Source organism: Pseudomonas sp. GW821-FHT09C09, from assembly GCF_059418105.1.
In genome coordinates, this window is sequence record NZ_JBWKPF010000003.1 from 329,750 (window position 1) to 350,781 (window position 21,032).

The window sequence follows — 21,032 nt, forward strand, 5'->3', positions numbered from 1 at the left end:
CGAATGCGGGTATGATCGGTTTTCTTCGACGAATGGTAAAAATTGCCGCCAGCCTCTGCCCAAGGCGCTTGCAGGCAGAAAAAGCGGCTTTTTGGCCATTCATTGCACACGGAAAGTTGTTGCTCCGTGGTCTTTCTGGTATAAAGCAGCGCTCTTTTCTAGGGGCCCGGTTCCTTCGCTTGTAGGTGTAGCCGGTAAGACCTCTAAAGAATCGCGGCGCCTGGCGCCACAATGACTAGAGATTAAGCGGCCAACCCATGCCGGGTTGGGCATGTGGTTTTAGAGGGCTGAGGCATGTCTAGAGTATGTCAAGTTACCGGTAAGGGTCCGGTAACCGGGAATAACATTTCCCACGCAAACAACAAAACCCGTCGTCGTTTCCTGCCGAACCTGCAGCATCACCGCTTCTGGGTTGAAGAAGAGAAACGTTTCGTACGCCTGCGCGTTTCCGCCAAAGGCATGCGTATCATCGACAAGCGTGGCATCAGCGTTGTGCTGGCCGAGCTGCGTCGCGACGGCAAGATTTAAGGGAGCTAATCATGCGTGAATTGATTCGTTTGATTTCGAGCGCCGGTACTGGTCACTTCTACACTACCGACAAGAACAAGCGTACTACCCCGGACAAAATCGAGATCAAGAAATATGATCCGGTTGTTCGCAAGCACGTGATCTACAAGGAAGGCAAAATCAAGTAATTGATTTTTCCCGACTTACGAAAAAGGCCCGTATCTCACGATACGGGCCTTTTTTGTTGCCTGGCGAAAGGCTTCAGGCCTTCTGTTCGAAGATCACGTAGACCTTGCGGCATGCCTCCAGCACTTCCCAGGTGCCACGGAAGCCAGCCGGAATCACGAAGCGGTCGCCGACACGCAAAGTCTTGGCATTGCCTTCGCCGTCACGCAGCACCGAAACGCCCTGGAGGATTTCGCAGTATTCGTGTTCGGTGTAATTCACCGTCCACTGACCCACCGCACCTTCCCACACGCCGACGCCCATTTGCCCGCAAGGGCTGTCGTACTGATTGAACACCGCTTGTTCGGGATCGCCCTTGAGTACTTTGGCCGGGTCCGGGCGGTAGCGATCGGCCTGGTCCATGGTCAGGCTGATGTCGACGACGTTCTGGATGTTCATTGTTGTTTTCTCCTGTGATGACGGCGCGATGGCTTGAAATGGCCAAAGTCTATGTTGATTAAATTGAACGCCGCAAGGCGATATAGAAGCCTTATGTCAAATATATTGAAACAACCCCGGCCGCTGGTTTAGGGTGGCGGGTGCCTTGGGCCGAAAACAGGCTGGCCGGGCAGAATTCCTGAGGACGCCGGCGAAGATCGCGCGGCGCTCGTATTCAACAAGAGGAGGACACTCGAATGACCACCCTGACTCGTGCCGACTGGGAACAACGCGCCCGCGACCTGAAGATCGAAGGCCGCGCCTACCTCAATGGCGAGTACACCGATGCCGTCTCCGGCGAGACCTTCGAGTGCATCAGCCCGGTCGATGGCCGTCTGCTGGGCAAGATTGCCAGCTGTGACGCCGCCGATGCCCAGCGCGCCGTGGAAAACGCCCGCGCCACGTTCAATTCCGGCGTCTGGTCGCGTCTGGCGCCGACCAAGCGCAAAGCCACCATGATCCGTTTCGCCGGCCTGCTCAAGCAGCACGCCGAAGAACTGGCCCTGCTCGAAACCCTCGACATGGGCAAGCCGATCAGCGATTCGCTGTACATCGACGTGCCGGGTGCCGCGCAAGCCCTGAGCTGGAGCGGTGAAGCGATCGACAAGATCTACGACGAAGTCGCCGCCACCCCGCACGACCAACTGGGTCTGGTTACCCGCGAGCCAGTGGGCGTGGTTGGCGCCATCGTGCCGTGGAACTTCCCGCTGATGATGGCCTGCTGGAAACTCGGCCCGGCCCTGTCGACCGGTAACTCGGTGATCCTCAAGCCGTCGGAAAAATCCCCGCTGACCGCCATCCGCATCGCCGAACTGGCGGTCGAGGCCGGCATACCGAAAGGTGTGCTGAACGTGCTGCCGGGTTACGGCCACACCGTCGGCAAGGCGCTCGCTCTGCACAATGACGTCGACACCCTGGTGTTCACCGGTTCGACCAAGATCGCCAAGCAACTGATGATCTACTCCGGCGAATCGAACATGAAACGCGTCTGGCTGGAAGCCGGCGGCAAGAGCCCGAACATCGTGTTTGCCGATGCGCCGGACCTGCAAGCCGCCGCCGAATCCGCCGCCAGCGCCATCGCCTTCAACCAGGGCGAAGTCTGCACCGCCGGCTCCCGTCTGCTGGTCGAGCGTTCGATCAAGGACAAATTCCTGCCGATGGTGATCGAGGCGCTGAAAGCCTGGAAACCGGGCAACCCGCTGGATCCGGCCACCAACGTGGGTGCGCTGGTCGATACCCAGCAGATGAACACCGTGCTGTCCTACATCGAGTCAGGCCACACCGACGGCGCCAAGCTGGTGGCCGGCGGCAAGCGCATCCTTCAGGAAACTGGTGGCACCTACGTCGAGCCGACGATTTTCGACGGCGTGAGCAATGCGATGAAGATCGCTCAGGAAGAGATCTTCGGCCCGGTGCTGTCGGTCATTGCATTCGATACCGCCGAGGAAGCGATCAACATCGCTAACGACACGCCTTACGGCCTGGCGGCAGCGGTCTGGACACAGGACATTTCCAAGGCGCACCTCACCGCCAAGGCCCTGCGTGCCGGCAGCGTGTGGGTCAACCAGTACGACGGCGGCGACATGACCGCGCCGTTCGGCGGCTTCAAGCAGTCGGGCAACGGCCGTGACAAGTCGCTGCATGCATTCGACAAATACACTGAGCTGAAGGCGACCTGGATCAAGCTGTAAATCGTTGACGGGAGCCTGAGTGAATCAGGCTCTCGAATCGAACAGAGATCCCTGTGGGAGCGAGCCTGCTCGCGATTGCGGTGTGACAGTCGACATCAATGTTGAATGTGATACCGCAATCGCGAGCAGGCTCGCTCCCACATTGGTTTTGAGTGAATAAAAATATCCACAGGAGCGTGGACCATGCGTTGGGCGACGTATTTCGCCGTGTTGGCGTCTGTCTTGAGTGTTGGCCTGGCCCTTGGCGTCAGCATGCCGCTGGTGTCGTTGCGTCTGGAGGGCTGGGGTTATGGTTCGTTCGCCATCGGCGTGATGGCGGCGATGCCGGCCATTGGCGTGTTGCTGGGGGCGAAGGTTTCCAGTCATCTGGCGGCGCGCTTCGGCACGGCGAATCTGATGCGCCTGTGCCTTTGGGGCGGGGCGTTGTCCATCGGTTTTCTGGCGCTGCTGCCGAGCTACCCGATCTGGCTGGTGCTGCGGCTGATGATCGGGGTGATCCTGACCATTGTCTTCATCCTCGGCGAGAGCTGGATCAATCAACTGGTGGTCGAGCAGTGGCGCGGGCGATTGGTGGCGCTGTATGGCAGCAGTTATGCGCTCAGCCAGCTGTCCGGCCCGTTGCTGCTGGGCGCACTTGGCACCGAGCATGATTACGGCTTCTGGGTAGGTGTCGGCCTTTTGATCGCTGCGCCACTTCTGTTGCTGGGGCGCAGCGGTGCGCCGAGCAGTGAAGCCAGCAGCGTGACCTTCGGCGATCTGTGGGGGTTCAGTCGCGAATTGCCGGCAATTGCCTGGGCGGTGTCGTTGTTCGCCGCGTTCGAGGCGATGATCCTGACCCTGTTGCCGGTGTACTGCCTGCAACAGGGCTTCACGGCGGAAATAGCGCTGGCGATGGTCAGCACCGTGGTGGTGGGCGACGCGCTGCTGCAATTGCCCATCGGTGCGCTGGCCGACTACCTGTCGCGGCGAACCTTGTTCGCCGGTTGCGCCGTGGTGCTGATGCTGTCGAGTCTGGCGATCCCGATGCTGATCGACACCCTGCTGATCTGGCCGCTGTGGGTGCTGTTCGGCGCCAGTGCCGGTGGGCTGTTCACCCTGTCGCTGATCCTGATCGGCGAGCGCTACCGCGACGACGCACTGGTGCGCGCCAATGCGCATGTCGCGCAGCTGTGGGGCGTCGGTTGCCTGATTGGCCCGTTGGCGGCGGGGGCGGGCAGCCAATGGATCAGCGGGCACGCGTTGCCTTGGTTCATGGCGGCCGGGGCGTTCGGACTGGTGATTCTGCTGTCGCGGCAAGGGGCGTTCGGCAAGGTGCCGGAGCCTGCCTGATGACCCGGCTGGAGCGGACGGCTACAGCATCCGCTCCAGTCCCACCGTGGTGCTGAACCACGCATTGAAGCGCCGCCACCAGCTGCCGGGTTCCTTGGTCAACGTGTGCATCTGACCGTTGTCCTCGGTGACCCAGACGACTTTCCCGTCCTGAAGTTTTGCTTCATAGCTCAGCGCTGGCGCCATGCCCTGCAAGGCCAGTTCCCGAACGTGGGCAGCCAGTTCGGGACTGTCCACCAGCACCCCGACTTCGGTGTTCCACAGCACCGAGCGCGGGTCGAAATTGAACGAGCCGATGAACGCTTTTTTTCCGTCGAAGATCATCGCCTTGCTGTGCAGGCTGGAATCCGAGCCGCGAAACGATTTGCTGTAAAACAGGTGCGGGCCGCTGCCGAAGTTATCCCCGGGCTGGCGCCGCAGCTCATACAACTTCACGCCATGTTCCAGCAATGCCTTGCGATAGGGCGCGTAACCCCCGTGCACCGCCGGCACGTCGGTGGCTTCCAGCGAGTTGGTCAGCAGGCTCACCGAAACGCCCGCATCGGCACGGCCAGTCAAGTAAACCAGCCCTGGCTGGCCCGGCACGAAGTAGGCGGAAATCATCATCAGCTCCTTGCTGACGCCCCGCAGCTCCGGTGCCAGTTGTGTGGTCAGCAGCAGTTGCGGATCCGGCTCGCCGTCCGCCAGCACTTTGCTCGGGGCGTCCCACAGCGCCTGGTTCCATGCCCAGATCAACTCCCGGCGCCAGATGTCCATGCGCGGGTGGGTGGTGAAGGTCATCAACTGCTGATAGAGCGCGTGGTTCTGTTTGCGGGTTTCCTCGAGAGATTCTTCCAGGCGCGTGCGGGTGTTCTGCAGGTCTTTGGCCGAGGGTTTACTGGAGAGAAACTCGTCGATCGGCTTGCTCAGGGCGCTGTTCCAGTACTGATCGAAGCTGTGCCCGAGCTGTTCGGCGACCGGCCCGACGCTGAGCATGTCGATGTCGGTGAAGTTCAGGTTGGGCTCGGCATCGAAATACTCGTCACCCAGATTGCGTCCGCCGACGATGGCGGCGCTGTTGTCCGCCAGCCACAGTTTGTTGTGCATCCGCCGGTGTTGCTGCGACAGGTTGAACAGCCGGCCTGCGGCACGGGTCACGCCGGTGCTGCGGCCCAGGTGCAGTGGATTGAACAGGCGGATCTGGATATTCGGATGCGCCGCCAGCGTGGCGATGATCAGATCGAGGCCGTCGCTGGTGGTGTCGTCCAGCAGGATGCGCACCCGCACGCCACGGTCGGCAGCTTTCAACACTTCTTCCACCAGCATCCGCGTACTGATGCCGTCGTGGACGATGTAGTACTGCAAATCGAGGCTGCTCCGGGCGTTGCGGATCAATTCGGCGCGGGCGGTGAAGGCTTCGGTGCTGTTGGACAACAGGCGAAAGCCGGACTGGCCTTTATACGGCGCCGCCTGGGCCTGGATAGAGCGGCCGAAGCTCGATGCAGAGGCCGGCAATGCCTGGCTTGGCTCGCGCGGCACGTCGAGGGTCGCGCAACCGCCCAGGAACGAGGCGAGTAGCAGCAGAGCGAGTAGGGGCTGTCTGAAGCTCACGTAGGATCGTTCCGATTGGCGGCAAGGGTCGGCATATGGACGCGGGTCTCTGAAAAAAGGTCAGTCGGCTTCAGCGAGCAGCTTGATCGCCGCCGCACCCACCTTGCGCACAGCTTCTTCGATGAGCGGTGTCGGCTTCGCAGCGTAGTTCATGCGCAGGCAATTGCGGTACTTGCCCGACGCGGAAAAAATGCTGCCGACGGCAATCTGTACGCCCTGATCGTGCAGTGCACGATTCAGTTTCAGCGTATCGAAACCCTCCGGCAGTTCGACCCAGAGCATGAAGCTGCCCTGCGGACGGCTGGCGCGGGTGCCGGCCGGGAAATAACGGGTCACCCAGTCGATCATCACGTCGCGATTGCGCTGATATTGAGTGCGCATCCGCCGCAAATGCGGTTCGAAGTGTCCGGCTTTCAGGAACTCGGCGATGGCGATCTGTGGCTGTGGCGCGGTGGAGCCGGTGCTGATGTATTTCATGTGCAGCACCCGCTCGAGGTATCGACCCGGCGCGACCCAGCCGATACGCAGCCCCGGCGCGAGGGTCTTGGAGAACGAGCTGCACAGCAACACGCGGCCATCCTCGTCGAAGGATTTGATCGTGCGCGGGCGTGGATAGGTGTAGGCAAGTTCGCCATACACATCGTCCTCGATGATCGCCACGTCGAAGCGCTGGGCCAGCGTCAACAACGCGCGTTTGCGCGACTCCGGCATGATGTAGCCGAGCGGATTGTTGCAGTTGGGCGTGAGCTGGATGACCTTGATCGGCCACTGCTCCAGCGCCAGTTCCAGGGCTTCGAGGCTGATGCCGGTGAGCGGGTCGGTGGGGATTTCCAGGGCTTTCATGCCCAGCCCCTTGAGGGTCTGCATGGCGCCGTGAAAGCTTGGCGAGTCCACCGCGACGATGTCACCCGGCTCGCAGATCGCGTGGATGCTGGTGGACAGCGCTTCGTGGCAACCGGTGGTGACGACGAGGTCGCTGGCGCTCAACTGGCAGCCCGAATCGAGCATCAGCCGGGCGATCTGTTCGCGCAGTTCGAGGGTGCCGTGGATGTTGTCGTAATACAGACCGGGCATGTCCTGACGGCGGCTGATACGGGCCAGTCCGCGCAGCAGCGGTTTCATCGTCGGCGACGAGATGTCCGGCATGCCGCGACCGAGTTGCACCACGTCCTTGCGCGGCACCGCGCGAATCAGCTCCAGCACCTGATCCCACTGGGAAATCTCCACCGGACGCTGGGCCGGACGCCCGATGGCCGGCAGCTCCGGCAATTCGCGGCCGACCGGCACGAAGTACCCGGATTTGGGTTTTGGCGTGGCCAGGCCGCTGTCTTCCAGCATTCGATAGGCCTGCTGCACCGTGCTCAGGCTGACCCCATGTTCTACGCTCAAGGCGCGCACCGACGGCAGGCGATCACCAGGACGGTAGAAGCCTTGTTCGATGCGGGTGCCGAGCAACTCGGCGAGGTTCACATACAGGGTCATGGCACTGCCTCGATGCAGGTGATTCGAAAAACCAGTACAGATGCGGCGTAAATCGACAATTCAGTCCCGGAGACAGCAAATCTGTATGGAGTTAATACAGATGTGTTGAATCTGTAATGCTTTTGTCGGCCCGCGCATCATGGAATCTCTGGCTACCCAAGTAAACAGGAGCGACAAAAATGAACGGCTTGAGCGATGTGCGGCTGACGTTACACAGTCAGGAACTGGAGGCAGGGCAACAGGACAGGGCGCGCAACGAGATGCTGCGCAACGCGCCGTCCGGCCTGAGCCGCTGGGGTCTGTTCTGGCATCGTCTGCACACACGCAAAGCGTTGCTGGGCCTGACACCGGAACAGCTCAAGGATGTCGGGCTGACCCGGGAGCAGGCGCTGGAGGAGGGGTTGAAGCCGTTCTGGCGGATCTGAATCTTCGGAACTCATGAAGCCCATTCGCGAGCAGGCTCGCTCCCACAGGGATATGCATTCCAAAGTGGGAGCGAGCCTGCTCGCGAAGGCGTCATCAATGGCGCTGCAAAAATATCAGACCAGCTCTTTGAGCCGATGCCACAACATCCCCAACGCCAGCAACGGCGAGCGCAGATGCTTGCCGCCGGGGAAGGTGATGTGTGGCACTTTGGCAAACAGATCGAAGCCACCGCTGTGCTGGCCGCTGATGGCCTCGGCCAGCAACTTGCCCGCCAGGTGCGTGGCATTCACGCCGTGGCCGGAATAGGCCTGAGCGTAATACACGTTCGGCTGATCGCTTAGCCGGCCAATCTGCGGCAGACGGTTGGCACCGATGCCGATCATCCCGCCCCACTGATAATCGATCTTCGCCGAGGCGAGCTGCGGGAACACCTCCAGCATCTTCGGCCGCATGTACTCGCCGATGTCCTTTGGATCACGTCCCGAATAATGGCAGGCGCCGCCAAACAACAGACGACGGTCCGCCGAGAGCCGGTAGTAATCGAGCGCCACCCGCTGGTCGCAGACCGCCATGTTTTGTGGCAGCAGGGCGTGGGCCTGTTCTTCGCTCAGTGGTTCGGTGGCGATGATGTAGCTGCCGGCCGGCAGCACCTTGCCGCTGAGTTGTGGATTCAGATTGTTGAGATAGGCATTGCAGCCCAGCACCAGGGTCTTCGCCCGCACCGAGCCTTGCGCCGTGTGTACCCGGACTTCGGGGCCGTAGTCGATGCGGGTGACTGCCGATTGCTCGAACAGCTTCACCCCGAGTTGCTGAGCAGCCGCGGCTTCCCCGAGTGCTAGGTTCAGCGGATGCAGATGGCCGGAACCCATGTCGATCAAGCCACCGACATAGCGTTTGGAGCCGACGACGGTGTGCATCTCGTTGGCCTGCAGCAGGCGGGTTTCGTAGCGGTAACCGAGGCCGCGCAATTCTTCGGCGTCTTCGGCAAAGCCTTCCAGGTCGGAAGGTTTGTTGGCGAGGTCGCAGTAACCCCAGGTCAGGTCGCAGGGGATCTGAAATTTCTCGACGCGCTGTCGGACGATTTCCACCGCTTCCAGGCCCATGAGCTTCATCTGACGCACGCCGTCGGCGCCGATCACGTTGGCGAACTGATCGAGGCCATGACCGACTCCGCGAATCAGCTGCCCGCCATTGCGGCCGCTGGCGCCCCAGCCGATCCGGTGCGCTTCCAGCAGCACGACGCTCAAGCCGCGCTCGGCCAGTTCCAGCGCGGTGTTCAGCCCGGAGAAACCACCGCCGACCACGCACACGTCCGCGATCAGTTCGCCTTGCAGCACCGGATGGTCGGGCTGCGGCAGGCTGCTGGCGGCGTAATAAGAGGCAACGTGGGGTTGGCTCGCGAAGGCTTGGGCGCGGGCATTCATGGGCGTCATCCTGAGCGGGTGTCGAGAAAATTTGACGGAGCATAAGCCGCAGGCCCGAGGCCGGGCAACATTGGTCGGCCTGTGGTGTCTGGATCGCGGCTTTTGCGGCACAATTGCCGCCTATTCCGCTCCGGTTACCGCTGCAATGAGCTGCAACAGTCAGAAAATCCGCACCCTGCGTCAGCAGATTCCCACGTTCGAGTGCGTGCCGGGCTGTCACGACTGCTGCGGGCCGGTGACCACCTCGCCCGAAGAGATGGCCCGTCTGCCGCGCAAGACCCGCGCCGAGCAGGACGCGGCCATGGAAGAACTCAACTGCGTGCACCTGGGGCCGAGCGGCTGCACGGTGTATGACGAGCGGCCGCTGATCTGCCGCTTGTTCGGCACCACCCGGACCTTGCCGTGCCCCAACGGCCGGCGGCCGGTGGAGCTGATTCACCCACGGGTCGAGAAGCAGGTGTTCGAGTACATGGCCGAAAACCGGCAGGTGCTGGTCTGAGCGATCAGTCCGGAATCGGCAGGCTCAGACTCTCTTTCACTTCTTCCATCACGATGTAGCTCTTGGATTCGCGCACGTGCGGCAGCTTGAGCAGGATGTCGCCCAGCAGCTTGCGGTACGAGGCCATCTCGGAAATCCGCGCCTTCACCAGATAGTCGAAATCCCCTGACACCAGGTGGCACTCCAGCACGTGGGGCAGTTTCAGCACGGCGCGTCGGAACTCTTCGAACGTGTCGCCGGATTTGTAGTCGAGGCTGATCTCGACGAACACCAGCAGGCTGCCCTTCAAGTGCTGCGGATTCAGCCGGGCGTTGTAGCCCATGATGATCCCCTCGCGCTCCAGGCGCCGCACCCGCTCGGTGCACGGCGTGGTGGAGAGCCCGACCTTCTCGCCCAGTTCAGTGAATGAAATCCGCCCGTCCGCCTGCAGGATCCGCAAGATGTTGCGGTCGATCTTGTCCAGCTCACGTTTGGTCTGAGTGTTGGTACGCATAGGGGATGCGCCTCCGTGAAAAGGGTTTTTGCCGAGAATTGTCGCCAAATATAGGCGCTTATACAGTGAAAAGCACTGGCGAATCTTTTTTACACTGCGCGCATCATTGCTCTAACAACAGACGTACGCGGCACGCCGCGAGAGGGATACAAAAATGCGCGTTATGGTCTTGGGTAGCGGCGTCATCGGTACCGCCAGTGCTTACTATCTGGCCCGTGCCGGGTTTGAAGTGGTGGTGGTCGACCGGCAGCCAGCCGCGGCCATGGAGACCAGTTTCGCCAACGCCGGCCAGGTCTCGCCGGGCTATGCCTCGCCGTGGGCTGCGCCGGGCGTGCCGCTCAAGGCCATCAAGTGGCTGCTGCAACGCCACGCGCCGCTGGCGATCAAGGCCACCGCCGACATTGACCAGTACCTGTGGATGGCGCAGATGCTGCGCAACTGCACCGCCAATCGTTACGCGGTGAACAAGGAGCGCATGGTGCGTCTGTCCGAGTACAGCCGCGACTGCCTCGATGAACTGCGCGCCGAAACCGGCATTGCCTACGAAGGCCGCAGCCTCGGTACTACCCAGCTGTTCCGCACCCAGGCGCAGCTGGATGGCGCCGCCAAGGACATCGCCGTCCTCAAAGAATCCGGCGTGCCGTTCGAAGTCCTCGACCGCGCCGGCATTGCCCGCGTCGAGCCGGCCCTGGCCAGCGTCACCGACATCCTTGCCGGTGCCCTGCGCCTGCCGAACGACCAGACCGGCGACTGCCAGATCTTCACCACCCGCCTCGCCGAAATGGCCGTGAACCTGGGTGTGGAATTCCGTTTTGGTCAGGACATCCAGCGCCTCGACTTCGCCGGTGACCGCATCAACGGCGTATGGATCGACGGCAAGCTGGAAACCGCCGACCGCTACGTGCTGGCTCTCGGCAGCTACTCGCCGCAACTGCTCAAGCCGCTGGGCATCAAGGCCCCGGTTTATCCGTTGAAGGGCTACTCGCTGACCGTGCCGATCACCAACCCGGCCATGGCCCCGACTTCGACCATTCTCGACGAGACCTACAAGGTCGCGATCACCCGTTTCGACAACCGCATCCGCGTTGGCGGCATGGCGGAGATCGCCGGTTTTGACCTGTCGCTGAACCCGCGTCGGCGCGAAACCCTGGAGATGATCGTCAACGACCTTTATCCTCAGGGCGGCAATCTGGCCGAAGCCAGTTTCTGGACCGGCCTGCGTCCAACCACACCGGATGGCACCCCGATCGTTGGCGCCACGCCGTTCAAGAACCTGTTCCTGAACACCGGTCACGGCACCCTCGGCTGGACCATGGCGTGCGGCTCCGGTCGTTTGCTGGCTGATCTGATGGCGAAGAAAAAGCCGCAGATCAGCGCCGAAGGCCTCGATATTTCCCGTTATGGCAACAAGACCCAGGAGTCCGCAAAGCATGGCAATCCAGCGCCAGCTCACCAATGAGCGCATGAGTCAGATCGTCAGCCACAACGGCATCGTGTATCTGGCCGGGCAGGTCGGCGATGACTTCAACGCCGGTGTCGAACAGCAGACCCGCGACGTGCTCGCCAACATCGAGCGTCTGCTGGATCTGGCCGGGACTGACAAGCAGCATCTACTGTCGGCGACGATCTACCTGAACGACATCGAGGCGCACTTCGCCGGGATGAACTCGGTGTGGGATCAGTGGCTGCCCAAAGGCGCCGCCCCGGCCCGGGCCACCGTCGAAGCGAAGATGGCCAAGCCGAGCATTCTGGTCGAGATCTCCATCGTCGCCGCGTTGCCGTAACCCGTTGTAAAGATCCCTCTCCCGGTGCTGTTGGCGGTTCACGTCGTCAGCCAGCGCCGGTTTTTATTCCCATGACCGCCAAGAAGTCTGCTGCCATGCGTCCTGCCCGTGCCCTGATCGATCTAGAAGCCCTGCGTCACAACTACCGTATCGCCCGTGAAATCACCGGTGCCAAGGCACTGGCGGTGATCAAGGCCGATGCCTACGGCCATGGCGCGGTACGTTGCGCCCAGGCGCTGGAGGCTGAAGCGGACGGCTTCGCGGTGGCGTGTATCGAAGAAGCCCTGGAGCTGCGTGCCGCCGGGATTCGTGCGCCGGTGCTGTTGCTTGAAGGCTTTTTCGAGGCCGATGAGCTGGCGCTGATCGTCGAGCACGATTTCTGGTGCGTGGTGCATTCGCTGTGGCAGCTCGAAGCCATCGAGCAAGCGGCGTTGAGCAAACCGATCACCGTGTGGCTGAAACTCGATTCGGGCATGCACCGCGTCGGCCTGCATCCGAAGGATTACCCGGCGGCTTATCAGCGTCTGCTGGCCAGCGGCAAAGTGGCGAAAGTCGTGCTGATGAGCCACTTCGCCCGGGCCGATGAGCTGCATGAGCAGAGCAGCGCCGATCAGGTCGCCGTGTTCGAGGCTGCGCGTCAGGGCCTGGCCGCCGAAGTCAGCCTGCGCAACTCGCCGGCAGTGCTGGGCTGGCCACAGATTCACAGCGACTGGGTGCGTCCGGGCATCATGCTCTACGGCGCCACCCCGTTCGAAGAAGCCAACGCCGTGGCCGAGCGCCTGCTGCCGGTGATGACCCTGGAGTCGAAAGTCATCAGCGTGCGCGAACTGCCGGCCGGCGAGCCGGTGGGCTACGGCGCAAAATTCATCACCGACAAACCGATGCGCATCGGCGTGGTCGCCATGGGTTACGCCGACGGTTATCCGCGCCAGGCGCCGACCGGTACCCCGGTGCTGGTGGCCGGCAAACGCAGCCGCATTCTGGGCCGCGTGTCGATGGACATGCTGTGCATCGACCTGACCGACGTACCGGAAGCAGGTCTGGGTTCGACCGTCGAGCTGTGGGGCAAGAACATCCTCGCCAGCGACGTGGCGAAGTGGGCGGACACCATTCCGTACCAGATTTTCTGCAACCTGCGCCGGGTGCCAAGGCTCTATTCCGAGGGTTGAGGCCCGGGCCGGGCCCAAGTGTTGTAAATACTGAACGCTGTCGCCATGATAACGCTCAATATTTCTACAACACTCAGGAGGCCCAAGCCTTGGACGTCGGTGAACGACTGCAATCGATCCGCAAGCTCAAAGGGCTTTCCCAGCGTGAACTCGCCAAGCGCGCGGGCGTCACCAACAGCACCATTTCGATGATCGAAAAGAACAGCGTCAGTCCTTCGATCAGTTCGCTGAGGAAAGTGCTGGGCGGGATTCCCATGTCCATGGTCGAGTTCTTTTCCGAAGAAATCCTCCAGGAAAAACCGACCCAGATCGTCTACAAGGCCAACGAGCTGATCGACATTTCCGACGGTGCCGTGACCATGAAACTGGTCGGCCGCGCGCACCCGAGCCGGGCCATCGCGTTCCTTAATGAAATCTATCCACCGGGCGCCGATACCGGCGAAGAAATGCTCACCCATGAAGGCGAAGAAACCGGGATTCTGGTGGAAGGTCGTCTGGAACTGGTGGTGGGCCTTGAAACTTTTATCCTCGAAGCCGGCGACAGCTACTACTTTGAAAGTACCAAGCCGCATCGTTTCCGTAATCCGTTCGACGCACCGGCGCGACTAATCAGCGCAGCCACGCCGGCGAACTTTTAAACCGAGAGACGCCAGGCCACTGCGGCAAAGGTGTCCGGACTGTTTGACCGATGCGCAACAAGACCCCTTTAACTTTGGGGTTGTTTCAGTGTGGCGGGCTACCCGCTATACTTGCGCCCGCCTGCGAACCGTGGCCGCAGGCGTGAATAGCCACCATTGAGGGTGAACGCGTGAATCTAATTATGAAAATGCTGGCTGCACCAGCAACCGTATTGGCCCTCTGGGCTGTCAGCGCTCAAGCTGCGACGAATGACGACATTGCCAAACGCCTCGAGCCTGTCGGCCAGGTGTGTGTTCAAGGGCAAGAGTGCAAGGGGATGGAAGTCGCCGCTTCGGCAGGCGGCGGTGGCGGCGCCAAGACGCCGGACGAAGTGATTGCCAAACATTGCAACGCTTGCCACGGCACCGGCCTGCTGGGCGCACCGAAAATCGGTGATGCAGCAGCCTGGAAAGACCGCGCCGATCACCAGGGCGGCCTCGACGGCCTGCTGGCCAAAGCCATCACCGGCCTGAACTCGATGCCTCCAAAAGGCACCTGCGCCGATTGCTCGGATGACGAGCTGAAGGGCGCGATCCAGAAGATGTCCGGCCTGAAATAAGGCGCGCTTCTGACGAAAAAAACCGTCTTCGGACGGTTTTTTTGTGCCTGCGATTCGGGCCTGAGGCTGTTCATTGCAGCAAACAACCGGCAATCTCGGTCGTACCTCTATTCACGGAACGGGCAGGAGGCTTCAGATGGTGCAGTTGTGTTCGATCGAACAGGCAGTGGACGACGTGCTGGCACGGTTGCCGGCGCACATCCACATGGGTCTGCCGCTGGGGCTGGGCAAACCCAATCCCTTCGTCAACGCGCTGTACCGGCGGATTGCCGGATTGCCCGAACGGCAAATGACGATCTACACCGCCCTGTGCCTCGGCCGTCCGGCCTTGGGCGATGGCTTGCAGAAGCGCTTCATCGAACCCTTCGTCGAGCGGGTGTTTGGCGATTACCCGGAGCTGGATTTCCTCGCTGACCTGCGCCGCGACAGCCTTCCGGCGAACATCCGCATCGAGCAATTCTTCATGCAGCCCGGCAGCCTGCTCAACAGCGCATCGGCCCAGCAGGATTACGTCAGCAGCAACTACAGCCACGCGGCCCGCGACATCAACGCCGCCGGGCTGAACCTGGTGGCGCAGTTGCTCGCCAGCAGCAGCGAACATCCGGATCGTCTGAGCCTCAGTTGCAACCCGGACATCACCCTCGATCTGTTCCCGATGATCGCCAAGCGCCGGGCGGCGGGGGAGACGATCCTTTTGGTCGGCCAAGTGCATACAGAGTTGCCGTACATGCCGGGCGATGCCGAAGTCGACATCGATACTTTCGACCTGCTGATCGACGAGAAGGACAGCAGCACGCTGTTTTCCACACCGAACATGCCCGTCGGGTTTCAGGATCACTTCATCGGTTTGCACGCCAGTACGCTGGTGCGCGATGGCGGCACCTTGCAGATCGGCATCGGTTCGATGGGGGATGCGCTGACCGCTGCGTTGCTGGCGCGTCAGGCTGATAATGCCGGCTACCGGGAGTTGCTGGCCGATGTGAACCTCAGCCAGTGGGCGCAACTGATCGAACGCGAGGGTGGCACTGAGCCGTTCGCCAAAGGCCTTTACGGCTGCAGCGAAATGTTCGTCAACGGCCTGCTGGTGCTGGCGGACGCCGGGATCATCCGGCGCAAGGTCTACCCGGATGTCCAGACCCAAGAGCAGGCCAACGCCGGCACCCTCGACGAGGCGGCGCAAACCGACGGCATTTCAGTGCACGGCGGTTTCTTCCTCGGGCCGCGCAGTTTCTATGAGCGCCTGCGCGAGCTGCCCCACAGTAAACGTCTTGAATTCAACATGACCCGCATCAGCTACATAAACGAGCTGTACGGTCAGGAAGAACTCAAACGCCTGCAACGCGTCGATGCGCGATTCATCAACACCGCATTCACCATGACCCTGCTCGGGGCCGGGGTGTCCGATCAGCTACAGGATGGCCGGGTGCTCAGCGGCGTCGGCGGGCAATACAACTTCGTCGCCCAGGGCCATGCGCTGCACGATGCGCGGTCGATCCTGCTGCTGCGCAGCTGGCGCGAGTCCGGCGGCGATGTCAGTTCGAACATTGTCTGGGAGTACGGCCACTGCACGATTCCGCGGCATCTGCGCGACATCGTGGTGACCGAGTACGGCATCGCCGATCTGCGTGGCAAGTCCGATGCGGTAGTGATCGAGGCGCTATTGAACATCAGCGACTCACGCTTCCAGCAGGGCCTGATCGAGCAGGCGCAGAAGGTCGGCAAGCTGCCGAAGGATTTCCGTCTCGATCCGCGCTTTACCGACAACACCCCGCAACGCTTGCAGGCGATTGCTGCGCGGCATCCGAACCTGTTTCCGGAGTATCCGCTGGGCTGCGATTTCAATGAGGTCGAGAAGGATCTGTTGCGGGCGCTGAACTGGCTGAAGAGCAAGTTCAAACTGACGGAGATTCTGGAGCTGGGCAAGGCAGCGCTGGACGCGCCGGAGGCTTCGCTGTATCCGGAGCATCTGGCGCGCATGCAGCTCACCGACCCGGAAGGCCTGAAGGAAGACCTGTTTCAGCGGTTGTTGCTCACTGGCCTGAAGGCCACCGCGCAATAACTGTCCACCCCAAAACAACGGTGGGAGCCAGCAAACTGGCTCCCACAGAAGTCCTGCGGTGTTGCGGGTTACTCGATGAAAGTCACCACGCCATCCTTCAGCGATTTCACGCGAGCCAGCGACTCGACGCGGTAACCCTGCGAGTCCAGCTCCGCACGGCCGCCCTGGAACGACTTCTCGATCACGATGCCCAGACCCGCGACGGTGGCGCCGGCCTGCTTGATGATCGAGATCAGTGCCTGGGACGCCTTACCGTTGGCCAGGAAGTCGTCGATGATCAGCACGCGATCGCTGCTGGTCAGGTGACGCGGGGAAATGGCCACGGTGCTTTCGGTCTTCTTGGTGAACGAGTAGACGGTCGCCGACAGCAGGTTTTCAGTCAGGGTCAGGGACTGTTGTTTGCGGGCGAAGATCACCGGCACGCCGAGGTTCAGACCGGTCATGATCGCCGGGGCGATGCCCGACGCTTCGATGGTGACGATCTTGGTGATGCCCGAATCCTTGAACAGCGTGGCGAATTCGTCGCCGATCAGCTTCATCAGGGCCGGGTCGATCTGGTGGTTCAGGAAGGCGTCGACCTTCAGGACCTGGTCGGAAAGCACAATGCCTTGTTCGCGGATTTTCTGGTGCAGGGCTTCCATGAAGCTGTCCTCTGTTGGCGCCTTGTGCGCCCTAAGGTTTTAAAAAAAGTGGTCAATTCTAGCGCTTTAACATCGCGCGTATATCAGCCAATGCGCTGTTGCCCCGCACGGCTTTGACTTCGGTCGGTGTGTCGTCGTTGCCTTCCCAGGCCAGGTCGTCCGGCGGCAGCTCATCGAGGAAGCGGCTGGGCGCGCAGTCGATGATCTCGCCGTACTGTTTGCGCTTGGCGGCGAAGGTGAACGCGAGGGTCTGGCGCGCGCGGGTAATGCCCACGTAGGCCAGGCGGCGTTCTTCTTCGATGGTGTCGGCTTCGATACTGGAACGGTGCGGGAGGATTTCCTCTTCCATGCCCATGATGAACACGTAAGGGAATTCCAGTCCCTTGGACGCATGCAGGGTCATCATCTGCACGCCTTCGGCGCCGTCTTCTTCTTCCTGCTGACGTTCCAGCATGTCACGCAGGACGAGTTTGCCGATGGCGTCCTCGACGGTCATTTCGCCGTCTTCGTCTTTTTCCAGGGTGTTCTTCAAGGCTTCGATCAGGAACCAGACGTTGCTCATCCGGTAGTCCGCGGCCTTGTCGCTGGAACTGTTGGTGCGCAGCCAGTTCTCGTAGTCGATGTCCATGACCATGCTGCGCAGGGCGGAGATCGGGTCTTCGCCGGCGCACTGCTCGCGCACCTTGTCCATGAAGCGCTTGAAGCGCGACAGGCGATCGGTGAAGCGACTGTCCAGATGTTCGCCCAGGCCGAGTTCATCGGTGGCGGCGTACATCGAGATCTTGCGTTCGGTGGCGTAGTTGCCGAGTTTTTCCAGGGTCGTCGAACCGATTTCCCGGCGCGGCACGTTGATTACGCGCAGGAAGGCGTTGTCGTCGTCCGGGTTCACGATCAGGCGGAAGTAGGCCATCAGGTCTTTCACTTCCTGACGGCCGAAGAAGCTGTTACCGCCGCTCAAACGGTACGGCACCTGATGGTGCTGCAGTTTCAGCTCGATCAGCTTGGCCTGGTAGTTGCCGCGATAGAGGATCGCGAAATCGCTGTACGGGCGGTCGGTGCGCAAGTGCAGGCTGAGGATTTCCATGGCCACGCGCTCGGCTTCGGCGTCCTCGTTGCGGCAGCGGATCACGCGGATCTCGTCACCGTGGCCCATCTCACTCCACAGCTGCTTTTCGAATTCGTGGGGGTTGTTCGAAATCAGGACGTTGGCGCAGCGCAGGATGCGGCTGGTGGAGCGGTAGTTCTGCTCCAGCATCACCACTTTCAGGGACGGATAGTCGTCCTTGAGCAGCATCAGGTTTTCCGGCCGCGCGCCGCGCCAGGCGTAGATCGACTGGTCGTCGTCACCCACCACGGTGAACTGGTTGCGTTTGCCGATGAGCATTTTCACCAGCAAATACTGGCTGGCGTTGGTGTCCTGGTACTCGTCCACCAGCAGGTAACGCACCTTGTTCTGCCACTTTTCGAGGATGTCGGCGTGTTCTTCGAAGAGTTTCACCGGCAGCAGGATCAGGTCGTCGAAGTCCACCGCGTTGAACGCCTTGAGCGTGCGCTGGTAGTGGGTGTAGACGATGGCGGCGGTCTGCTCCTTGGGGTTGCGGGCGTTTTCCAGGGCCACGGCCGGCAGGATCAGGTCGTTTTTCCAGGCGCCGATCATGTTCTTGATCTCGTCGACGCCGTCGTCGCCTGCGTATTCCTTCTGCATGATGTCGGTCATCAGCGATTTGACGTCGGTTTCGTCGAAGATCGAGAAACCGGGTTTGTAGCCCAGCCGTTCATGTTCCTTGCGGATGATGTTCAGGCCCAGGTTGTGGAAGGTGCAGACCGTCAGGCCACGACCTTCGCCGGGACGCAGCAGGGTGCCGACCCGTTCCTTCATCTCGCGCGCGGCCTTGTTGGTGAAGGTCATGGCGACGATGTACTGGGCACGGATGCCGCAGTTCTGGATCAGGTGCGCAATCTTGCGCGTGATCACGCTGGTCTTGCCGGAGCCAGCACCGGCGAGCACCAATAGAGGGCCGCCGACGTAGTTCACGGCTTCTTGCTGCCGGGGATTGAGTCGGGACATACGAAAATTCGGGAGTCGTTGACGAAATGGGCCGGCATTTTAACAGGCTCAGCGATTTGTGCTGCTCTCTCCGACTTGTGACGCACCACGCGATTCAAATTTGCCGGTTTTGATACTTTCACGCAGGATGCGCGGTGATTTTGCGGCTAATGTTCTCATTCGTGACACAAAATAACGTTTTGATAACCGTTGTCATTTGGTCATTGGTTGGCAGAACGGCATAATGCCCGCCGCCCACATCATTGCAGAGTCTAGGGAGTCAGCTTGACTACGCCTGTCGAACCCTTGCGTTTGCTGCTACTGGCCGAAGAGCCAGCGTGGACAGCGTTATTGCGCGAGTGTCTGGCTCCGTTGGGGAGCGCGGCGGTGCTGATCAGCGCGCCGAGCTGGGAGTCGGTCAGCAGTCTGTTCGAAGACAACCGCCATGCGGTGTTGTTGACCGTTCCCGCCTTGCAGCCGGCCCCCGGCCGTTGCAGCCTGCCGACCGTGTTGCTGCTGGAACACGAACCGGCGACCGCGCCCGATGGCGTCAGCGACTGGCTGGTGTTCGATGCCCTCGATGCCGGCATGCTGCGGCGTTGCCTTCGTCATGTACGCGAACGCGGCGTGCTGGAAAACACCCTGCAACGCCTGGCCGAACAAGATCCCCTGACCGGCATCGCCAACCGTCAGGGCTTTCAGACCTTGCTGACCGCGCGCCTCGCCGAAAATGACGGTCGCGGCCTGGCCCTCGGGCATCTCGATCTCGACAACTTCCGCTACGCCAACGACGCCCTCGGCCATCAGGCCGGCGACCGGTTGATCCTGCAAGTGGTCGCCCGGCTGAAAAGCCAGCTGGAGGCCGGCGATCAACTGGCGCGCCTGGGCAGCGATGAATTCGCCCTGCTGATCGACACCCGCCGTGCTCCGCAACGGGCCGAATGGATGGCCGAGCGCATCACCGAAGCCTTGGCCGAGCCTTACTGGATCGACGGTGAAAGCCTGCTGATCGGCTCCAGTCTGGGCATTGCACACGCCCGCGCCCAAGGTGGCGCCGATCCATTGATGTGGCATGCGCATATCGCCATGCAACAGGCCAAAAGCACTCAGGGCTGCACTTTTCACATCTTCAACGAACGAATCAACCGTAACGCCCGGAGCATTGCGGATCTGGAAAGCGAACTGCGCCGGGCGTTGCGCCGCGACGAACTGGAGCTGCATTACCAGCCACGCCTGGACATGCAGGACGGCCAGATCGTCGGCCTCGAAGCCCTGGTGCGCTGGCGTCACAGCGAACGCGGCCTGTTGCCGCCAAGCGAATTCGTGCCGCTGGCCGAGCAGAGCGGTCTGATCGTGCCTCTGGGTTACTGGGTGATTTCCCGGGCCCTGCGTGACATGCAGGCATTGCGCGAACGCGGATTGCCAGCGCTGCACATGGCGATCAACCTGTCGTTCCGCCAGTTTCAGGACAGCCAGTTGCTGCCGACGCTCAGCCGCTTGATCGCCGAGCGTGGGGTCGAGGCGCAATGGCTGGAATTCGAACTCACCGAAACCGCCGTGATGCGCCGCAGCGACCTGGTCAAACAAACCATGGACGCTCTCGGCCGCCTCGGCGTGCGCTTTTCGCTGGATGATTTCGGCACCGGGTTTTCGTCGTTCGTGCACCTCAACAGCCTGCCGATCACCTTGCTGAAAATCGACAAGAGCTTCGTCGGCGGCATGGAACAGCGCGAAGAGAACCGCAAGCTGGTGCACGCGATGATCAACCTCGCGCACAACCTGCACCTGGAAGTGGTGGCCGAAGGGGTGGAAACCCGGGAGCAACTGGACCTGTTGCGCGGATTCGGCTGCGATCAGGTACAGGGTTACCTGATCAGCAAGCCGTTGCCGTTGGCGGAACTGGTTGACTATCTGATTGCTGACGCCAGCCAGCCTCCGCTGGGAATTGTGGTCTGACTAAAAGGCTTGCGGGAGCAGGATTGCTCCCGTAG

At 61.4% G+C, this 21,032-nt stretch carries 20 protein-coding genes; 13 read left to right on the forward strand and 7 right to left on the reverse strand.

Annotated elements, in window-relative coordinates:
• Positions 1–294: 294 nt before the first annotated feature.
• The gene (gene rpmB / locus AC07NR_RS11195; protein WP_003229474.1) at positions 295–528 is read left to right on the forward strand and encodes a 50S ribosomal protein L28; all 234 of its coding nucleotides are present in this window, start codon (positions 295–297) and stop codon (positions 526–528) included.
• Positions 529–539: 11 nt separating this feature from the next.
• The gene (gene rpmG / locus AC07NR_RS11200; protein WP_003177274.1) at positions 540–695 is read left to right on the forward strand and encodes a 50S ribosomal protein L33; all 156 of its coding nucleotides are present in this window, start codon (positions 540–542) and stop codon (positions 693–695) included.
• A 73-nt stretch (positions 696–768) separates the two neighbouring features.
• Here rpmG and AC07NR_RS11205 read toward each other — a convergent pair whose 3' ends face one another.
• On the reverse strand, positions 769–1,131 hold the full coding sequence (locus AC07NR_RS11205; protein WP_248739842.1) for a cupin domain-containing protein: 363 nt from the start codon (positions 1,129–1,131) through the stop codon (positions 769–771).
• A 236-nt stretch (positions 1,132–1,367) separates the two neighbouring features.
• Here AC07NR_RS11205 and AC07NR_RS11210 point away from each other — a divergent pair, with 236 nt between their 5' ends.
• Together AC07NR_RS11210 and AC07NR_RS11215 are read left to right on the forward strand one after the other, a co-directional pair.
• Positions 1,368–2,861, forward strand: a complete 1,494-nt coding sequence (locus tag AC07NR_RS11210; RefSeq protein WP_085708877.1) for an aldehyde dehydrogenase — start codon at positions 1,368–1,370, stop codon at positions 2,859–2,861.
• 183 nt (positions 2,862–3,044) lie between these two features.
• Entirely contained in the window at positions 3,045–4,190 is a 1,146-nt protein-coding gene (locus AC07NR_RS11215) for an MFS transporter (RefSeq protein WP_248739843.1), read from the forward strand.
• A 21-nt stretch (positions 4,191–4,211) separates the two neighbouring features.
• On the opposite strand, the gene AC07NR_RS11220 is transcribed toward AC07NR_RS11215, so the two are convergent.
• Positions 4,212–5,780 carry a phospholipase D family protein gene (locus tag AC07NR_RS11220; protein ID WP_495078578.1) on the reverse strand — a complete coding sequence of 523 codons (1,569 nt, stop codon included), beginning with the start codon at positions 5,778–5,780 and terminating at the stop codon, positions 4,212–4,214.
• A gap of 60 nt (positions 5,781–5,840) precedes the next feature.
• The gene (locus AC07NR_RS11225; RefSeq protein ID WP_114886319.1) at positions 5,841–7,262 is read right to left on the reverse strand and encodes an aminotransferase-like domain-containing protein; all 1,422 of its coding nucleotides are present in this window, start codon (positions 7,260–7,262) and stop codon (positions 5,841–5,843) included.
• 179 nt (positions 7,263–7,441) lie between these two features.
• Between AC07NR_RS11225 and AC07NR_RS11230 the strand changes: the two genes are divergently transcribed.
• Positions 7,442–7,687: a DUF1127 domain-containing protein gene (locus tag AC07NR_RS11230; protein WP_119426800.1), complete on the forward strand. Its 246-nt coding sequence runs from the start codon at positions 7,442–7,444 to the stop codon at positions 7,685–7,687.
• Between the two features lie 114 nt (positions 7,688–7,801).
• On the opposite strand, the gene AC07NR_RS11235 is transcribed toward AC07NR_RS11230, so the two are convergent.
• Complete coding sequence (locus AC07NR_RS11235) at positions 7,802–9,112, reverse strand: NAD(P)/FAD-dependent oxidoreductase (RefSeq protein WP_495078579.1); 1,311 nt, start codon at positions 9,110–9,112, stop codon at positions 7,802–7,804.
• A gap of 145 nt (positions 9,113–9,257) precedes the next feature.
• Here AC07NR_RS11235 and AC07NR_RS11240 point away from each other — a divergent pair, with 145 nt between their 5' ends.
• Positions 9,258–9,611: a YkgJ family cysteine cluster protein gene (locus AC07NR_RS11240; RefSeq protein ID WP_119426798.1), complete on the forward strand. Its 354-nt coding sequence runs from the start codon at positions 9,258–9,260 to the stop codon at positions 9,609–9,611.
• A gap of 4 nt (positions 9,612–9,615) precedes the next feature.
• On the opposite strand, the gene AC07NR_RS11245 is transcribed toward AC07NR_RS11240, so the two are convergent.
• Complete coding sequence (locus AC07NR_RS11245; protein WP_003177284.1) at positions 9,616–10,104, reverse strand: Lrp/AsnC ligand binding domain-containing protein; 489 nt, start codon at positions 10,102–10,104, stop codon at positions 9,616–9,618.
• A gap of 154 nt (positions 10,105–10,258) precedes the next feature.
• On the opposite strand from AC07NR_RS11245, the gene dadA reads away from it, so the two are divergent.
• The 6 genes from dadA to AC07NR_RS11275 all read left to right on the forward strand — a co-directional run bounded on the left by dadA (position 10,259) and on the right by AC07NR_RS11275 (position 16,353).
• Positions 10,259–11,563, forward strand: a complete 1,305-nt coding sequence (gene dadA / locus AC07NR_RS11250) for a D-amino acid dehydrogenase (protein WP_085731396.1) — start codon at positions 10,259–10,261, stop codon at positions 11,561–11,563.
• On the forward strand, positions 11,535–11,888 hold the full coding sequence (locus tag AC07NR_RS11255) for a RidA family protein (protein WP_085708889.1): 354 nt from the start codon (positions 11,535–11,537) through the stop codon (positions 11,886–11,888). Before dadA ends, AC07NR_RS11255 begins: the two co-directional genes overlap by 29 nt.
• Before the next feature lie 95 nt (positions 11,889–11,983).
• On the forward strand, positions 11,984–13,057 hold the full coding sequence (gene alr, locus AC07NR_RS11260; RefSeq protein ID WP_265815088.1) for an alanine racemase: 1,074 nt from the start codon (positions 11,984–11,986) through the stop codon (positions 13,055–13,057).
• 89 nt (positions 13,058–13,146) lie between these two features.
• A complete protein-coding gene (locus AC07NR_RS11265; RefSeq protein ID WP_003229444.1) occupies positions 13,147–13,695 on the forward strand; it encodes a cupin domain-containing protein in 549 nt (182 codons plus the stop codon).
• Positions 13,696–13,877: 182 nt separating this feature from the next.
• The gene (locus AC07NR_RS11270) at positions 13,878–14,294 is read left to right on the forward strand and encodes a c-type cytochrome (protein WP_025112727.1); all 417 of its coding nucleotides are present in this window, start codon (positions 13,878–13,880) and stop codon (positions 14,292–14,294) included.
• 136 nt (positions 14,295–14,430) lie between these two features.
• Positions 14,431–16,353: an acetyl-CoA hydrolase/transferase C-terminal domain-containing protein gene (locus tag AC07NR_RS11275; protein ID WP_495078580.1), complete on the forward strand. Its 1,923-nt coding sequence runs from the start codon at positions 14,431–14,433 to the stop codon at positions 16,351–16,353.
• 68 nt (positions 16,354–16,421) lie between these two features.
• On the opposite strand, the gene AC07NR_RS11280 is transcribed toward AC07NR_RS11275, so the two are convergent.
• Together AC07NR_RS11280 and rep are read right to left on the reverse strand one after the other, a co-directional pair.
• On the reverse strand, positions 16,422–16,994 hold the full coding sequence (locus AC07NR_RS11280) for a xanthine phosphoribosyltransferase (RefSeq protein WP_003229440.1): 573 nt from the start codon (positions 16,992–16,994) through the stop codon (positions 16,422–16,424).
• Positions 16,995–17,052: 58 nt separating this feature from the next.
• Positions 17,053–19,062 carry a DNA helicase Rep gene (rep, locus tag AC07NR_RS11285; protein WP_085708895.1) on the reverse strand — a complete coding sequence of 670 codons (2,010 nt, stop codon included), beginning with the start codon at positions 19,060–19,062 and terminating at the stop codon, positions 17,053–17,055.
• Between the two features lie 264 nt (positions 19,063–19,326).
• On the opposite strand from rep, the gene AC07NR_RS11290 reads away from it, so the two are divergent.
• On the forward strand, positions 19,327–20,997 hold the full coding sequence (locus AC07NR_RS11290) for a putative bifunctional diguanylate cyclase/phosphodiesterase (RefSeq protein WP_085708896.1): 1,671 nt from the start codon (positions 19,327–19,329) through the stop codon (positions 20,995–20,997).
• Positions 20,998–21,032 lie beyond the last annotated feature (35 nt).

Excerpts from the sequence above, each read along its gene's own strand:
- AC07NR_RS11210 (WP_085708877.1), top strand. The coding sequence starts at position 1,368 with ATGACCACCCTGACTCGTGCCGACTGGGAACAACGCGCCCGCGACCTG.
- AC07NR_RS11255 (WP_085708889.1), top strand. The coding sequence starts at position 11,535 with ATGGCAATCCAGCGCCAGCTCACCAATGAGCGCATGAGTCAGATCGTC.
- AC07NR_RS11240 (WP_119426798.1), top strand. The coding sequence starts at position 9,258 with ATGAGCTGCAACAGTCAGAAAATCCGCACCCTGCGTCAGCAGATTCCC.
- rep (WP_085708895.1), bottom strand. The coding sequence starts at position 19,062 with ATGTCCCGACTCAATCCCCGGCAGCAAGAAGCCGTGAACTACGTCGGC.
- AC07NR_RS11280 (WP_003229440.1), bottom strand. The coding sequence starts at position 16,994 with ATGGAAGCCCTGCACCAGAAAATCCGCGAACAAGGCATTGTGCTTTCC.
- rpmB (WP_003229474.1), top strand. The coding sequence starts at position 295 with ATGTCTAGAGTATGTCAAGTTACCGGTAAGGGTCCGGTAACCGGGAAT.
- AC07NR_RS11215 (WP_248739843.1), top strand. The coding sequence starts at position 3,045 with ATGCGTTGGGCGACGTATTTCGCCGTGTTGGCGTCTGTCTTGAGTGTT.
- dadA (WP_085731396.1), top strand. The coding sequence starts at position 10,259 with ATGCGCGTTATGGTCTTGGGTAGCGGCGTCATCGGTACCGCCAGTGCT.
- AC07NR_RS11225 (WP_114886319.1), bottom strand. The coding sequence starts at position 7,262 with ATGACCCTGTATGTGAACCTCGCCGAGTTGCTCGGCACCCGCATCGAA.
- AC07NR_RS11230 (WP_119426800.1), top strand. The coding sequence starts at position 7,442 with ATGAACGGCTTGAGCGATGTGCGGCTGACGTTACACAGTCAGGAACTG.
- AC07NR_RS11270 (WP_025112727.1), top strand. The coding sequence starts at position 13,878 with ATGAAAATGCTGGCTGCACCAGCAACCGTATTGGCCCTCTGGGCTGTC.
- AC07NR_RS11235 (WP_495078579.1), bottom strand. The coding sequence starts at position 9,112 with ATGAATGCCCGCGCCCAAGCCTTCGCGAGCCAACCCCACGTTGCCTCT.
- alr (WP_265815088.1), top strand. The coding sequence starts at position 11,984 with ATGCGTCCTGCCCGTGCCCTGATCGATCTAGAAGCCCTGCGTCACAAC.
- AC07NR_RS11275 (WP_495078580.1), top strand. The coding sequence starts at position 14,431 with ATGGTGCAGTTGTGTTCGATCGAACAGGCAGTGGACGACGTGCTGGCA.
- AC07NR_RS11205 (WP_248739842.1), bottom strand. The coding sequence starts at position 1,131 with ATGAACATCCAGAACGTCGTCGACATCAGCCTGACCATGGACCAGGCC.
- rpmG (WP_003177274.1), top strand. The coding sequence starts at position 540 with ATGCGTGAATTGATTCGTTTGATTTCGAGCGCCGGTACTGGTCACTTC.
- AC07NR_RS11245 (WP_003177284.1), bottom strand. The coding sequence starts at position 10,104 with ATGCGTACCAACACTCAGACCAAACGTGAGCTGGACAAGATCGACCGC.